Origin of the sequence: Pseudomonas sp. B3(2017) (genome assembly GCF_002113595.1) — a bacterium.
In the GTDB taxonomy this organism is placed as follows: domain Bacteria; phylum Pseudomonadota; class Gammaproteobacteria; order Pseudomonadales; family Pseudomonadaceae; genus Aquipseudomonas; species Aquipseudomonas ekonensis.
This window is the reverse complement of sequence record NZ_NEIU01000024.1, coordinates 1-14021: the sequence shown is the minus strand read 5'-3', so window position 1 is coordinate 14021 and position 14021 is coordinate 1. Positions and strand designations below refer to the sequence as shown.

The 14021-nt window shown below is 60.6% G+C and carries 15 protein-coding genes; 3 read left to right on the top strand and 12 right to left on the bottom strand.

Features of this window, described 5'->3' with window-relative positions; translation table 11 throughout:
• Window positions 1–15: 15 nt before the first annotated feature.
• The 7 genes from CAG33_RS25295 to CAG33_RS25265 all read right to left on the bottom strand — a co-directional run bounded on the left by CAG33_RS25295 (window position 16) and on the right by CAG33_RS25265 (window position 7803).
• A complete protein-coding gene (locus tag CAG33_RS25295; protein WP_085640961.1) occupies window positions 16–786 on the bottom strand; it encodes an EboA domain-containing protein in 771 nt (256 codons plus the stop codon).
• Window positions 783–1670 (bottom strand): UbiA family prenyltransferase, encoded by an 888-nt coding sequence (locus tag CAG33_RS25290; RefSeq protein ID WP_085640959.1) that lies wholly within the window; start codon window positions 1668–1670, stop codon window positions 783–785. Before CAG33_RS25290 ends, CAG33_RS25295 begins: the two co-directional genes overlap by 4 nt.
• Window positions 1667–3541, bottom strand: coding sequence for a 3-dehydroquinate synthase (locus CAG33_RS25285; protein ID WP_085640957.1), 1875 nt, complete (start codon window positions 3539–3541; stop codon window positions 1667–1669). The genes CAG33_RS25290 and CAG33_RS25285 overlap by 4 nt, the downstream gene beginning before the upstream one ends.
• 332 nt (window positions 3542–3873) lie before the next feature.
• On the bottom strand, window positions 3874–5073 hold the full coding sequence (locus CAG33_RS25280; protein WP_085640955.1) for an ATP-binding protein: 1200 nt from the start codon (window positions 5071–5073) through the stop codon (window positions 3874–3876).
• A gap of 10 nt (window positions 5074–5083) precedes the next feature.
• Complete coding sequence (locus tag CAG33_RS25275; RefSeq protein WP_085640953.1) at window positions 5084–5773, bottom strand: response regulator; 690 nt, start codon at window positions 5771–5773, stop codon at window positions 5084–5086.
• A 72-nt stretch (window positions 5774–5845) separates the two neighbouring features.
• A complete protein-coding gene (locus CAG33_RS25270; RefSeq protein WP_085586526.1) occupies window positions 5846–6670 on the bottom strand; it encodes a MipA/OmpV family protein in 825 nt (274 codons plus the stop codon).
• Between the two features lie 176 nt (window positions 6671–6846).
• Window positions 6847–7803, bottom strand: coding sequence for a GlxA family transcriptional regulator (locus CAG33_RS25265; RefSeq protein ID WP_085633726.1), 957 nt, complete (start codon window positions 7801–7803; stop codon window positions 6847–6849).
• Between the two features lie 22 nt (window positions 7804–7825).
• Here CAG33_RS25265 and CAG33_RS25260 point away from each other — a divergent pair, with 22 nt between their 5' ends.
• Both CAG33_RS25260 and CAG33_RS25255 read left to right on the top strand, forming a co-directional pair.
• Complete coding sequence (locus CAG33_RS25260; protein ID WP_256575586.1) at window positions 7826–8920, top strand: SLAC1 anion channel family protein; 1095 nt, start codon at window positions 7826–7828, stop codon at window positions 8918–8920.
• A 73-nt stretch (window positions 8921–8993) separates the two neighbouring features.
• Window positions 8994–9320: a multidrug efflux SMR transporter gene (locus tag CAG33_RS25255; RefSeq protein ID WP_085586520.1), complete on the top strand. Its 327-nt coding sequence runs from the start codon at window positions 8994–8996 to the stop codon at window positions 9318–9320.
• A gap of 9 nt (window positions 9321–9329) precedes the next feature.
• Here CAG33_RS25255 and CAG33_RS25250 read toward each other — a convergent pair whose 3' ends face one another.
• Entirely contained in the window at window positions 9330–10241 is a 912-nt protein-coding gene (locus CAG33_RS25250) for a LysR family transcriptional regulator (protein ID WP_085586518.1), read from the bottom strand.
• A 103-nt stretch (window positions 10242–10344) separates the two neighbouring features.
• On the opposite strand from CAG33_RS25250, the gene CAG33_RS25245 reads away from it, so the two are divergent.
• A complete protein-coding gene (locus tag CAG33_RS25245) occupies window positions 10345–11097 on the top strand; it encodes an SDR family NAD(P)-dependent oxidoreductase (RefSeq protein WP_085586516.1) in 753 nt (250 codons plus the stop codon).
• A 735-nt stretch (window positions 11098–11832) separates the two neighbouring features.
• Here CAG33_RS25245 and CAG33_RS25240 read toward each other — a convergent pair.
• The 4 genes from CAG33_RS25240 to CAG33_RS25225 all read right to left on the bottom strand — a co-directional run.
• On the bottom strand, window positions 11833–12207 hold the full coding sequence (locus tag CAG33_RS25240; RefSeq protein WP_085640951.1) for an SMI1/KNR4 family protein: 375 nt from the start codon (window positions 12205–12207) through the stop codon (window positions 11833–11835).
• Between the two features lie 134 nt (window positions 12208–12341).
• The gene (locus CAG33_RS25235) at window positions 12342–12725 is read right to left on the bottom strand and encodes a hypothetical protein (protein ID WP_085640949.1); all 384 of its coding nucleotides are present in this window, start codon (window positions 12723–12725) and stop codon (window positions 12342–12344) included.
• Between the two features lie 309 nt (window positions 12726–13034).
• On the bottom strand, window positions 13035–13331 hold the full coding sequence (locus CAG33_RS25230) for a hypothetical protein (RefSeq protein WP_085640947.1): 297 nt from the start codon (window positions 13329–13331) through the stop codon (window positions 13035–13037).
• On the bottom strand, window positions 13331–14021 hold a 691-nt coding region (locus CAG33_RS25225), incomplete at its 5' end, for an RHS repeat-associated core domain-containing protein (protein ID WP_176247785.1). The genes CAG33_RS25230 and CAG33_RS25225, both read right to left, overlap by 1 nt.

The following is a 14021-nucleotide window of genomic DNA, read 5'->3' as shown; positions in this document are numbered from 1 at the left end:
CAGGCGGGTTGGGCATCAGTTCGATGGGGTGCCGGCCAGGTGGGCGCGCCACTCCGGCGGCAAGCGGTGCTGCTGGTTCAGGTCTTCCAGCCGCTGGCGTTGCGCAGGGCCGAGCAGGCTGAAGGCGATCAGCCGGGGCAGGCCGGGGGACACCGTGCGCTCGGCGGCGAGCTGCTCTTCCAGCAGGTCGAGGGCCAGCTGGTTGAGGGTGACGCTGTGCCGCTGCGCCAGGCCGGTCAGGCGTGCGGCGTCGAGCCCCATGCCCAGTGCCTTCAGCACCAGTTGGTGGAAGGCCCGTTCGGGGTAATGGCGCGACGGGTAAGGGGTGTCGAGGGCGAGGGCGGCGAACACCCGGCTGTTGCTGGTGCGGCCGGCCTGCAACGCCAGCTCAAGGCAGTGGCCACGGCTGTCGAGCCAGTCGAGGGCTTTGAGCAGGGCGACTTTCTCCTGGTCGTCGCCCCACAGGAATAGCTGGTGCAGCAACGGCAGTTGCCCGCCGCGAACGTTGTGTTCGAGCAGTTGCGCCAGCAACAGTGCGCGGGCCAGTTCAAGGGTGCTCCAGTCGCTGTCGGCCACGGCCTGTTCGCGCAGATGGCGCTTGCACTGGCTGCTCAGCAGCGCTGCGGTGTCGGCGTCCGGGGAGCGGGCCAGCCGTTCCTGCGCTTCGCGCCACCATTGCAGCTCGGTCGGATCGAGCTGACGGATCAGGGCCTGCTGCCGCTCGGCCAGGCATTCGCGGCGCATGTCGAGTGCGTCCGTGGGCGGTACGATGACGTCCATGTTCATGTCGGTTTCACCCAGCGCTGAAAGTGGGGAAGCAGGAAAAACACCATCACGCAGAACAGGCTGCCCAGCGGCTGATCGGCCACCGCCATCACCAGCGCGTCGAACAGCGGCAGGGCCGCCAGCCCCGCACCGATGAAGGCGCGCACTTGCCGTCGCCGGGGATCGGCGAGGTGCTGCCGGTAGTGCCATCCCAGCCAGCCGAGCCACAGCAGCAACACCGGCCAGAACCACAGGTTGTCCGCGTACACCGCCAGGGCCAGCGGGCTGAGCATCAGGACCAGGGGCAAGCGGCTGAGCAACTGATTGCGGTGTTCCTGGCGGGCCAGGTAGGTCAGCCCGCTGATGTACACGCCCAGCAAAGCGGCGCAGAGCCAGATGGGCTCCGGCGGCACCGCCAGGCTGGCCGCTGCGGTGAGGTACAGCGCCGAGCGGCAGGCGCCCATCAGCCAGACGCTGTGCGCGTACTTCTTGTGCAGCAGGTTGTAGCCGAGGATGCAGCCCACCAGCAGGACGACGCTGCCCAGCAGCCAGTGCGGCTGCTCGGTCAGTCGGCTCAGGCCCAGCGCCGAGGCCGCCGCCAGTGCCAGCAACAGCCAGGCGGCGAGACGCACGTGTTCCCGGCTGACCAGGCCCAGGGTGATCGGTCGCGGGTTGTGGTGCAGCAGGTCCCAGTCGGCATCCAACAGGTCGTTGAGCAGCATGCCGGCCAAGTACAGCAACGAGAGCGTGACCAGCAGCAGGCTCCACACCAGCGACGACGGTGGCGTCAGGGCGCCGGCACTGCTGGCCAACAGCGCAGCGGCCAGGGTGTTGGTCCACACCGTCGGCAGGTTGGAGATCCGGCCCAGGGTCATCCAGGTCTTGAGGCCCGACATCTGGCTCATTGCGCGCAGCCCTCGTTCAAGGCAAGTGCCGTCGCACCGCGGGTGGACAGCCGGGTGAGCGCCTGTTCCATCAGCCGGTCGTCGATCTCATGCAGGTCGATCGATGCGCCGATGCGGTTCAGCAGCGGGATGGAAAGCTGCCCGCCCAAGTGCTGGCGGAACTCCTCCAGCCCGAGCAGCACCCGCGAACGGCCCTGCGCGTCTTTCAGTGCCAGTTCCGGCGGCGACAGATTGAAGCCGAGCCGGGTCAGCAGGCCCAGCACACGCTCGGTCTCGGCATCGCTCAACAGGCCCAGGGCATTGGCGTAGAGCCCGTCCAGTGCCATGCCCACCGCGACCGCCTCGCCGTGGCGCAGGCGATGGTGGCTGAGGTTCTCCAGCCTGTGCGCGGCCCAGTGGCCGTAGTCCAGCGGTCGCCCGTTGCCGCGTTCGAAGGGGTCGCCGGCGCCGGTGATGTGCCCCAGGTGCAGCTCGGCGCAGCGGCGGATGGCGTAGCGGCTGGCCGGATGGTCGAAGCGGGCGAGGGCGTCGGCCTGTTGCTCCATCCATTGGAAAAACCCGTCGTCCTTGATCAGCGCCACCTTCACCGCCTCGGCCAGGCCGGCGATCTGGTCGCGGCGGCTGAGGCTGGTCAGCAACTGAAAGTCGTTGATCACGGCGCTGGCGGGGTAGAACGCGCCGAGCAGGTTCTTCTGGCCGAACGCATTGATGCCGTTCTTCACACCGATGCCGGCGTCGTTCTGGGCCAGCACCGTGCTGGGGATGCGGATCAGGCGGATGCCCCGGTGGAAGGTCGCGCAGGCGTAGCCCACCGAGTCCAGCACGGCACCGCCGCCCAAGGCCAGGACGTAGCAGTGCCGATCCAGCCCGTGCTCCAGCATGTCGGCGTACAGCTGCTGCAGCACCTCGGCCGTCTTGCTCAGTTCGCCGGCCGGCACGGCGATGGGCGGGGCCTTCAAACGCAGCTCGCCGGCGTGGGCGGCGAACCAGGCTTCGATCTGTCCCGCCAGTTGCGGAGTGGCTTGCAGCAGCTGTTCGTCGGCGAACGCCAGCACGGTCACCGGGCCCCGTTGGCCGGCGGTGAGCTGTTGGTGCAGGCAGGGGTTTGACGGATCGAACAGATGGTCGGTGAACAGCACCGGATAGTCGTAACTCACGTTGAAGCGACCTTGCAGCGGACGCTCCGGCGCCGGCCTGCGCAGGCTCTTGAACAGGCTGTAACCGGCGATGAACAGACCCGGCAACACCATGCTGGCCAGGAGGGTCACCAGCAGCGCGTTCTGTTCGACGAGCAAGGTGCCGATGGCACTGTAGGCCAGCGCCAGGCCGGCATTGGCCAGGGTCGTCACCAGCACGAACGCGCGCAGCGGATAGCGCTGCATGCCGGCGGCCACCACCGAGGTTTCCGCCAGCACCGGCACGCCGCGCAGGCAGATCAACGACAGCGTGCCCAACCGTTGCGCCAGTTGCCCCGGCTTGCGCTGATGCAGCCCGAGACGGCCGGACAGCACCCGGAAATACCCGGCACCCAAGGCATACCCCAACCAGGCCCCCAGGCACAGGCCGATGAAGATCACCAGATACCCGCCGACACCGCCCAGGGCGGCCACGGCCAACAGCGCCACCATGCTCGAAGGCACCGGCAGCACGACGTCCAGGGCCAGCAGTGCGATCAGCACCAGGGCCAGGTTGATTTGCTGGGTAGGCGTGCGGGGAAGGTAGAGGTCGAGCTGGGCGATGAAGTCCTGGATCTGCTGCTCGAACAGCAGGAAGCTAGCGATCACAAGGCCCGAGAAGCAAAACACCGACACCCAGAAATGATCAGCTGGCCCGCGTGCGGAACGCACACGGTGCAAAAGACTGCGCTTCATCAAGCATCCCTCTTGATTCGTTTTGACTGAGATCCGTTTCAGTGACTAAAGGCAGTGTGCTGATGGTTTTCTGGGGAGGCGCCTCCTGGCTGGGTGATGGTGTTTTGATGTTATTTAAATGGAACTAACACAAAGCTAGACGGTCGCCGGGGTTTTGCAAGGGCACATCCTCCCACCGGGCGTTGACCGCGCGATGACGGTATTGGCTCAGCGTGGCGGCCATGTTGCGCTTGAGCGCGGGGCTGAATGAGCTCAGCGATTCGTAGCCCAGAGAAAGGGTGACGGTCGACACGTTGTCGGTGCCAGGCGCTGGGAGTGCGCCGCTGTCACGCTTAAAGATCATGCCCCTTTGATGTCGCAAGGTCGTCGCAGGCACAGGGCAAGCTGATTTCAATGTCCATTCCGCCTTGCGCACCTCGGCGCGCGGCGATCTCGCCGCCGTGGGCGGTGCAGATGGCCAAGGCAATCGAAAGCCCCAGCCCGCTGCCGCCCGCACCGCGGCTGCGCGACGGCTCCTGGCGCCAGAATCGCTGAAACACACGCTGCAGCGCCGCTTCGGACAATCCGGGGCCGCGGTCGCTGAAGATCAACGTGAATCGCTCCGGATCCGGGCGCCCCTGAATGTGCAGATCGCCCCCGGTGGCGGCGTAGCGCAGGTAATTGTCCAGAAGGATGTTGAAGAGCTGGCCGATGCGGTTGCGGTCTGCGCTGATCGGCAGCGGCGAAAGGCCGCTGACCTTGACCCCGCGCCCGGCGTCGGCCAACTGCGGCTTGAACCAGTTGATCCGTTCGTGCAGCAGTTCCTCGACGTTGAAGGTGGTTCTCGTCAGGGGCAACTGACCCGCCTGGGCGAGGGACAACAGAAGCAAGTCATCGACCAGCAGGTTCAGGTGCTCCAATTGATTGAGCACCAGACCGAGCTGCTCTTCATTGGCGGGGAACACGGTGTCCATCATCCCGCGAACCCGGCCCATCGCGGCGTTGAGGGGCGTGCGCAACTCATGGGCCAGCACGGCGCTGGACGCCTGCACTTCTTGTTCGTAGAGCCTGAGCCGGCGGGTCATGCTGTTGAAGTCGCTGGTCAGGCGTTGCATCTCCAGCGGCATTCTTTCGCTGACACGAAGGCTCACGTTGAGGTTGCCGCCGGCGACCTTCTGCGCCGCCACGGCAATCCCGATGAACCGCCTCGACAGCGGGCGCACCAGCAGAAAACCGGTGGCGACGATCAGCGGAAGCGCGGCGGCCAAGAGCAGGGCGATGGTCCACCAGTCGGCGCCGGTGATGCCGGGACGGATGTCATCGAAATGGTAATAGCGGGTGATGTAGGCCCACAGTTCGGCCTCATGGCCGGCGGGTTGCTCCATGAGCGAGGCGAAGCGCTGTTGCGCGTGCAGGGGAATGTTGGCGTTGACCTCTTTCTGCCACCATAGGTAGCGGACCCACATGATCATCGCCATCGAGACGACGGCGCTGCCGGCGATGATTCCCATGCGCCAGCCGACCCATTTCCACAGCGTGACCGGTTTGTTCATCGCTGCGGCCTCAATGGAAGCGGTAGCCGATCGAGCGCACCGTCACCAGCACACCAGTGATGCCCTGAAGCTCGAGTTTGCGCCGGATATTGTGGATATGCGTGTCGACCACCCGGATCAGCGCATCGCTGTCCGGCAGGCAGCGGGCCAACAGATCCTCCCGGCTGAACGCTTTCTGCGGCGAGCCCAGCAGGATCGCCAGCAGATTGAACTCGGTGGGGGTGAGGTCGACTGGCAGATCCGTGCCGTCCTCCTGAACCACACCGACCGAGCGGCTGTCGGTGTCCAGCCACAGTGACTCGAAACGCAGCCGGGACGCGGCCTTGGTGCCGGCCTGAACCCGACGCAGCACCGCATGCACCCGGGCGACGACTTCTTTGGGGTTGCACGGCTTGACCACGTAGTCGTCTGCGCCGTACCGCAGAGCGCCGAGCTTCTCCGGCTCATCGCCCATGGCGCTGACCATGATCACCGGCGTGTCGCCGCGCCGGCGCAGCGTCTTGAGCACCTCGGATCCGTTCATCACCGGCAGCATCATGTCGAGCAGCACCAGGTCGGGCTTGAGCCGCTGGTGCAGTTCGACGCCCATGAGTCCGTCCTTGGCGATCGCCACATCGAAGAAATCCCGTTTCAGGTAGGCCTCGAGAATGCTCGCGCTGTCGGCGTCATCCTCGACGATGAGGATCAGTTTGCTGGTCATAAGGGGCTCGAAGACAAGACTTGCCGCGGCCCGGGCAGGCGACGGCAAGGTACGGGGGAGGCTGGCGTGGCGTCAAAACGCGTAGTTTACACCCAGATAACTCACGGCCGTGGTGTCCTTGGTGATGATCGGGCTGTGGCGGACCTGGTCGGTGTAGTGGGTGAGTTCGACGCCGGCGATGGTCGACCAGTGCTCATCGAACGCGTGCATCCAAGTTAGTTCGGACGAGTAGGCATAGATGCCTTTGTCGGCCTTGTAGCTGGCGAAGCGCGACTTGGCGCTTTGTTGGTCGGTGACGCCGAAGTAGGTCTGGTTGAAACGCGCGTTGCCGGCGTGGGCATCGAAGCCCCAAGTGACCTTGTCGCGGGCGCCGTCGAACAGCTTGCTCTCGAACCCCAAAGCGTACTGATCGCCGCGTTTCTCTCCGCCGGTGCGCAGCTCGGCCTTGGCCCTCAGTGCCAGCCACGAGGTGAGTTGCTGGGCGGCATGCAGGTTGAGCACGGTGGAGCTGCCGACTTCGCCCATGCCTTTGAGCTTGTCCGAGCCGTAGCGGTACTTGCTGTCGCCGTCCGCGCGACCGGCGTCCTGGCCGATCGAGGCACTGGCGCTGAAACCTGAAGGCGACTGCCATTGCAGGCCCAGGCCTTCCTTGAGGTCAAAGAAAAACATCCCGCGTTCGACGCGAAGCATCGGCAGGGCCGTCGATGTGTAGTTCTCCGAGCCCAGGTAGCGAGGGCCGTAGGCAGCGCCGAGGCCAAGGGTGACATCGGTCTTGTCGCCCCAGAGGCCGGTGTCGCCTGCGCGCGGCTCATCGGCCTGCGCGCCGGTGGCGATCAGCGAGGCATTGAATGTCAGGGAGAGGATCAGACCTTTACGAAGTCCATTGATGACGCGCACGCGGGTATTCCTTATCAAGATCAAAAAGAGGGAGAGGGGCTTCGTCGGGGAACCGTCGATGAGGGTTTGCACGGTTCTGCAACGAGCAGACGGAGGGAGCTTACGGAGCCATTCACAAGGCCGGCTCAAGGGTTTTTCAAGATTTGATCAAGATGGGGAAAAGTTCTGGGCGTCGGTCACACCGATGAAAACCGCTTCCGATAATCGCTCGGCCCCACCCCGAGACGACGCATGAAGGCTCTCCTGAAACCATCGGTATTGGCATAGCCGACCGTGTCGGCCAAGCGCTTGAGGGAGACGTCCGAATCTTCGATCAGGCGCCTGGCGGCATCGATGCGGGCCAGCTCCACGAACTCCGCCGGCGTCGAGCCGGCCTCGGCCTTGAAGGTGCGGGCGAAGTTGCGCTCGCTCATGCCGGCGCGAACGGCGAGGGCAGGGACGCTCAAGTCCGCCTTCAGGTGCTGCAGCACATAATCCTGCACCTCCCGGATCACGCTGCGTTCGGCCGTCTGGGCCGCCAACTGCGCGCTGAACTGCGACTGCCCGCCCGGGCGCTTGAAGAACATCACCATCTCCCGCGCCACGCTGAGCGCCAGTTCCCGGCCGTGATCTTCCTCGACCATCGCCAGGGCCAGGTCCATGCCGGCGGTGACGCCCGCCGAGGTGTACACGTTGCCGTCCTTGATGAAGATGCTGTCGGCGTCGACCTGGGTCTGTGGGTTTTCCCTGGCCAATTTCGCGCTGGCGTTCCAGTGCGTCGTGACGCGACGTCCGTCGAGCAGACCGGCGGCCGCCAGGAGGAACGCGCCGCTGCACACCGAGCCGATGCGGCGCACCGATCTGGCCTGCTTGCGCAGCCAATCCTGCAGGGCTGGGTTCAGGGCGATCTCGTCGATGTGCGGGCTGCCGGCCACGAGCAAGGTATCGATCCGGCCTTTATAGGTCTCGAAGGTCTGATCGACGCTGAGCTTCAGGCCGCTTGAGCCTTTGATCATCCCCTTGTCGGTGCCGATCACTTCCACGCGATAGGCCCGTGGATTGCCCAATTGCTTGGCCGCTTCAGCGAAGACATCCGCCGGGCCGACCACGTCCAGCAGTTGTACGCGGGGGAAGGCGAGGAGTGTGATGCGCATGGTGTCTGTCCTGGTCGAATGATTGGCTGAATACGTCGTCATGCGACTGTTTCAGCCAAAGGCTCATTGGCTGAAAATAGCCACAACAGCAAATTCAGTCAAACGGGAGACTGCCATGAACACTGCCTGCACCCCCAGCGTCGCTGCGGCTCAATCGATAGCTGCCCGCACGACCTCCATCAAGAATCTGCCGATCAATCTGTTCGGCGCCGTCATGGGCCTGGCAGGCCTGGGGCTGGCTTGGCGCTTGAACGGTCAGTACTTCGGCATCGGCGGCCTGCTGGGTGAAGCGATCGGTGCGTTTGCAGGACTCGTGTTCGTGCTGCTGACGCTGGGTTACCTGGGCAAATGGGTCAAGCATCCGGAAGCAGTGCGCGGTGAGTTCAATCATCCGGTCGCCAGCAACTTTTTCGGCACGGTCACCATCGCGCTGTTGCTGCTGTCTGCGGTGGCGGCGCCTCATAGTGCGCTGCTCGGCGAGGTACTTTGGATCGTGGGCAGCGGATTGACCGTGCTGCTGGCCGGCCTGGTGGTTTCACGGCTGCTGTCGGGCAGTCAGGATCCGTCCAATGCCGTGCCTGCCTGGCTGATTCCCGGCGTCGCCACCCTGGATATCGCGGTCACCGGAGCGCACATGCCCATGGCCTGGGCTGCCGAGTTCAATCTGTTCGCCATGGCCGTGGGCGCGGTGTTGGCGCTGGTGTTCTACAGCCGAATCTTTTCGCGGCTGGTCCATCAGGCCGCGCTGGCCAAAGGCATGGTGCCGTCGCTGATGGTGTTGATCGCGCCCTTCGAAGTCGGCTTCCTGGCGTACACCAACGTGTTCGGCGAGATCGACCGGTTTGCCAGCGTGTTGTTCTACTTCGGCCTGTTCCTGTTCGGGGTGCTGAGCTTCAAGGTGTTCCGCCGCGATGTGCCTTTCGCGCCTTCGTGGTGGGCCATCAGCTTTCCCATCGCAGCCCTGAGCAACGCCGCGCTGAAGTATGCACATGCCCAGGACAGCATCCTGCTGACGGCCATCGCTGTGTTCATCCTGCTGTTCCTCACAGCGGCACTGACGGTGTTGACCGTGAAGACACTGGCCAGCCTGGTGCGCGGCAAGCTGTTGGCCAACTGATTGACGTCTACCTCCCCTTTGGCGAGCCCTGAGCGGCTCGTCTTTTTTTTACCCTCGAAAAAGGTTTTGTCCCATGACGTACGGCACCTCCTGGCTGCTGCTGATCCTCGCCGGTTTTCTGGAGATCGCTTTTGCGATCGGCCTGAAATCCGCCAATGGCCTGGAGAGGCCTTGGATTCTCGCCGGCACCTTGGTGGTGTTGGTTGGCAGCTTGTCCTTACTGACGATGGCGCTGCGGATCCTGCCGGTCGGAACGGCCTATGCAGTGTGGACCGGTATTGGCGCGGCGGGGACGGCGCTGGTGGGAATGTACTGGTTGGGGGATGGGGTTTCGTTTTGGCGGTTTTTCTGGATCGGGTTGATTCTGGTGAGCGTCGCGGGGCTTCGTTGGGGAGTGTGAGCGGCCAAGTCACTCCTGCCAACCTGGCCTTGAAAGATGCTCGGCAAAGAAATCGGAAAGGGCTTGAACCTTTCTCGGCCTTGCACGCGCTGACGGGGTCACGAAATACAGACCGCCTCGCGTCATGTGCCACTCAGGCAGGATGCGTTCCAGACGTCCATCGGCCAGGTATTCGGCGGCGATGAACTCCGGAAGCTCAGCGATGGCCACCCCGGCCAGCAATGGCGCGACCAGGGCGTCAGCGTTGGTGACGCGCAACGGGCCGTTGGGTGTTACATCCTGTTCGCTGCCGTCATCGTGGGTGAAGCGCCATACTTGGCTTCGTGCCCGATAGGCGTAGCTCATGCACGCATGGGCGGCCAAATCGCGCGGATGGGTCGGATGGCCATGCAGGGCCAGATAGGAGGGGGCTGCCACCAGGTGCTGGCTAACCGAACAGATCCGTCGAGCGACCAGAGAGGAATCGGGGAGGGCAGCGATCCGCAGTGCCGCGTCGAAGCCGTCGGCGACCAGGTCAACGGTTGAGTCCGACAGGTGCAGATCCAGCTCAAGCGCCGGGTAGCGCGCCAGCAGCTCAGGGAGTAACGGTGTGACCCAGCGCAGGCCGAACGACATGGGCACGGCCAGCCGCACCAATCCCCGCGGCTGCACAGAGAGTTCCTGGGCGTCGCTTTCCATTTCTTCGGCCTGGCGATACATCGCACTCGCTTGCTCGACCATGCGTCGGCCGAACTCCGTCATCGAGAGTTGGCGTGACGTGCGGTTGAACAAGCGACCACCGAGCCGTTCCTCCAAGCGCGCGACCGCTCGCGACACCGTAGGCACCGACACACCCATGGCCCGTGCGGCGGCCGCGTAAGAGCCTTCTTCGGCCACTTTGGCGAACATCGCCAGCCCTTCGAAATCCGGAATTCTTGGCATTTCAATTCTGCAATGATGACTTTCAAATGATTCTATTTTGAAAACATCCCGAGGTCGATACGCTTCTCCCACACCAAATCACAACCCCCACGGGAGAAACATCATGAGCAAGAAACTCGAAGGCAAAATCGCACTGGTAACCGGCGGCACCACCGGCATCGGCCTCGCCACCGCCAAACGCTTCGCCGAGGAAGGCGCCCACGTCTACATCACCGGCCGCCGCCAAGCGGAACTGGACAAGGCCGTGGAACTGGTCGGCAACGCCACGGGCATCGCCGTCGACTCCACGCGGCTCGACCAACTCGATGCGCTGTATGCCCGCATCAACCAGACCCACGGACGCCTCGACGTGCTGTTCGCCAACGCCGGCGGCGGCTCCATGCTGCCACTGGGCGAAATCACAGAAGCCCACTACGACGACACCTTCGATCGTAACGTGAAAGGCGTGCTGTTCACCGTACAGAAGGCCTTGCCACTGCTGGCACAGAACGCGTCCATCATCCTCACGGGCTCCACGGCCGGCAGCTCGGGCACCGCGGCGTTCAGCGTCTACTCAGCCTCCAAAGCCGCGGTACGGGCCTTCGCCCGCAGCTGGATCCTGGACCTGAAGGACCGCGCAGTCCGGGTCAACACCCTGAGCCCAGGCGCGACCCGTACGCCCGGCCTGGTCGACCTGGCTGGCCAAGATGCAGCGCAACAGCAAGGATTGCTCGACTACCTGGCTTCGCAAGTGCCGATGGGACGAGTGGGTGAACCCGTCGAGATCGCCAATGCGGCGGTGTTCCTTGCGAGCGATGATTCGAGCTTTGTGAATGGGGCTGAGTTGTTTGTCGATGGGGGGCAGGCGCAGGTTTGAGTCTGACGGTTTGCGAAACACGCTGCGGTGGCCTGCAGATGTTGGATCGCCGGGCTGCCGCGGTGTTTTGTGCGCGGTGCTGCCGCCGGTCAGGTGGTGTTGGCTGTCGTAGCGGTACTCGGTGACGAGCTTCTGGCCAGCACCGCGGCGTTCGCGATCAGGCTGTAGTGGACGGGCGCTGGAACAGGTTATTTTTACGATGAGTAATGGACTGTATGCACGCAATCATTATCGTCCATGTAAGTGATAAAGCTGAGAACCGTATCGGTTATCCAGAAAGGAAAGCCGGTTGTTTCAGATAGAACCATACTTAAGTCAGTAGAGGACTGCAGCTTCCAAGCATGGGTATTCTTGTCAGTAACAATAAGTATCGGATTTTCTAGATAATCTAGTGTGTTGATTTTTTTCCAAAAGTCCGGGTCGTATATTTTTGTAGGGTTATTTAGGTGTGCAAGGTCCAAATTTTTGACCTTCTGGATAAAGAATTTTCTATTAGTTCTATCGTTAGATTGTTCAGCTCTTCCGTATTGAGCTCTTTGCTTCTTATGTTGTTATTTTTAAGGGCGATATTGATTTCTTCTGCTAGGTAATTCACGGTGGATCTCCAGTTCTTGTACGTGAATCAGGTAATGACTCTAGAAGGATATGCCTTCTTACGGCACCGCCCACCTCGTTATTTTGAGGGTCTGCAGGGTCAACGACAGATGGAGCTTTGCCGCCTTTTTTATAGTTATTTTATTCTTCTGAACTCCAGGCTGCATGTTCATCTATAGCGTGTCGAAACCAGGTATTAAAGTTTTTGTAAGTATTATGAAGCTCCCAGCCTTCTGAGGCAAAAGTGTGAATGATGAAAACCTGAGGATTGTGGCAGTTGTCATTGCCGTCGAAGCAGGCAATGTCATCATTTGCGTTGAACTTTGCGAAGGGTATTAAATCTCTTTTGGGGTAAAGTTTTTTCAGGGTGTGGTACCAGCAGTCAACGCTTCCATCTTCGAAAACAATGAGCCACCACGGTTCAATGTCGACTTCCGGGGTTGCACTTATGGCATCTATAAAGCTTTCCGGGAAAGAAAATGAGCTTCTGTTTTTTATATCTAAGTAATGTTTCATTCTTTTCCGCTCAGTTTTGGTAGTTCATGCGACCCGTATGGAGTTTCTTTTCCAAAGCGTTTTGGTGACTGTTTTCCTACTCGCAGTTCGATTGCTTGCCCCCAAGAGTCTGGCTTTTTAACTCATGTCGTAGGCTATAACGGGTAGTCACATTTCCATGGTGGCGTGAAAAGGGCGGGGTTTATGTTTAGGTGCTCTAGGTGTTTATATAGATCGGCTTCTGAGTTTGCTTCTTCTAAATTGACTATCGTAATGTCTTTGTCATCGATTCCGTCGCTAGCTTCAATGGTCTTTTGGGAAATTGTGAAAACCACAATCGCAAAGCGTGAGTCCTTTGTGCTGTGTATGAAGTCGTAGTATTGGTGCGGCGTTGTTAATTCGTACTTGTAAATTGCATATATGGAAGCCCACGTTCTAAATAGTGGGTTTTCAGATTTAAGCTCTTGCGCGATATTGTCATAGCCTTTCCCCTCCAGTCCGAACCAGACGGCGCGTGGGATCGTAAGATCGTTACTCATTTTGACCCTCAAAATGGTTTGGCCAGTAGAATCGAAAGATTTTTCGACCTTTTGGATGTAGTTAAAGGTGTCGCATAGCTGGATCAGGTTGCCGTGGGCGTCGTAGGTGTAGTGGCACTGAAGCAGCTGGTTCTTGTCGCACTAGCTTACGCTACGGGCCAGCAGGCAGCCCTATTCGTCATCTTTATCCTTGAGCTCATGCGGAGCTGCATGCAGGGGGGCGTACTATTAATCTATGGGTACTCGCATGTCCAAGGGGGAGTAAATAGTTCAGAGCACATTTCAGTGTTCTGGAATTTCAGACAGAGCCTAACTTGTGGGTTTCCAGAACTTAATGTTTTCCATGTGGCGTTCGATATCATCCATGTCATCCTCTCCGATCGTCGAGTCAAAACTTGAGCTGATAATTTTTCGAATTTTTGCAAGACGCTGAGTTACTTTTTCATCATCGATAAAGTCAGTCGTCGCTCTTCGGTACTCTTCGATTGGTTTGTCAGCGTAGTAGCTGCCCATTTTGTGAAGCGAGATTAGAATAAACTCAATCTCTGCTAAGGTATCGAGAGCGTCCTCCCCAGAGAGTACTATTTTTTTGTTTTTATCAAGCATTATTTTCTCCGGGTGAAAGTTGGATTTTCAAGTTTTAGATTGCCCTTGATTGTGAGTTCCATAGTGCCATATCTAGGGTTTTTTACCCATTCCAGTTGAGACTCGGGTACGTCTGTTTCAATATAATCTCTACCTCGGCCTCTTCCTATTTGGTATTTTTCTTCGGCCTCAAGTTGACTAAGTGGTTTTTTATTGGCGGGTTCAACATAGACTCGATTGTTATCTTGAGCTTGAATTACACCATCACTTTCGATTCCGGTGGATCCTCTTCTGTTGGTGTAATGTCGGACACGAACTGTTTTTTCACCGCGAGGAGCAGGAACTGCTGGTTCACCTTCATTGGTTTTCGCCTTTCCTGTTGGGTTCTCGGTATCGCCTGAAGAACTTGATTTCCCTTTGGGACATTCTCCGCTCAACCCCAACGGATCCACCCACCCCGTAGGGTTAGGCACGTACTGGTAGTTGTTCAACCCACCCGCCAGCTTGATCGGATCCGGCGTCAGGAACCGTCCAGTCCCCGGATTGTAGTAGCGATGCCGGTTGTAGTGTAGGCCTGTCTCCGCGTCGAAGTACTGGCCCTGGAAGCGCAGCGGGTTGTCGATTTCGGCCACGTCGAGGGCGGCGAGGTTGCCGTAGGCGCGGTACTTGGCCGACCACATGATCTCGCCGCTGTAGTCGGTGAGTTCCTGC

What these genes read in the sequence shown, in the direction of transcription:
- CAG33_RS25230 (WP_085640947.1), bottom strand. Translation starts at nt 13,331, where the DNA reads ATGCTTGATAAAAACAAAAAAATAGTACTCTCTGGGGAGGACGCTCTC.
- CAG33_RS25295 (WP_085640961.1), bottom strand. Translation starts at nt 786, where the DNA reads ATGAACATGGACGTCATCGTACCGCCCACGGACGCACTCGACATGCGC.
- CAG33_RS25250 (WP_085586518.1), bottom strand. Translation starts at nt 10,241, where the DNA reads ATGCCAAGAATTCCGGATTTCGAAGGGCTGGCGATGTTCGCCAAAGTG.
- CAG33_RS25290 (WP_085640959.1), bottom strand. Translation starts at nt 1,670, where the DNA reads ATGAGCCAGATGTCGGGCCTCAAGACCTGGATGACCCTGGGCCGGATC.
- CAG33_RS25245 (WP_085586516.1), top strand. Translation starts at nt 10,345, where the DNA reads ATGAGCAAGAAACTCGAAGGCAAAATCGCACTGGTAACCGGCGGCACC.
- CAG33_RS25275 (WP_085640953.1), bottom strand. Translation starts at nt 5,773, where the DNA reads ATGACCAGCAAACTGATCCTCATCGTCGAGGATGACGCCGACAGCGCG.
- CAG33_RS25240 (WP_085640951.1), bottom strand. Translation starts at nt 12,207, where the DNA reads ATGAAACATTACTTAGATATAAAAAACAGAAGCTCATTTTCTTTCCCG.
- CAG33_RS25255 (WP_085586520.1), top strand. Translation starts at nt 8,994, where the DNA reads ATGACGTACGGCACCTCCTGGCTGCTGCTGATCCTCGCCGGTTTTCTG.
- CAG33_RS25265 (WP_085633726.1), bottom strand. Translation starts at nt 7,803, where the DNA reads ATGCGCATCACACTCCTCGCCTTCCCCCGCGTACAACTGCTGGACGTG.
- CAG33_RS25280 (WP_085640955.1), bottom strand. Translation starts at nt 5,073, where the DNA reads ATGAACAAACCGGTCACGCTGTGGAAATGGGTCGGCTGGCGCATGGGA.
- CAG33_RS25285 (WP_085640957.1), bottom strand. Translation starts at nt 3,541, where the DNA reads ATGAAGCGCAGTCTTTTGCACCGTGTGCGTTCCGCACGCGGGCCAGCT.
- CAG33_RS25235 (WP_085640949.1), bottom strand. Translation starts at nt 12,725, where the DNA reads ATGAGTAACGATCTTACGATCCCACGCGCCGTCTGGTTCGGACTGGAG.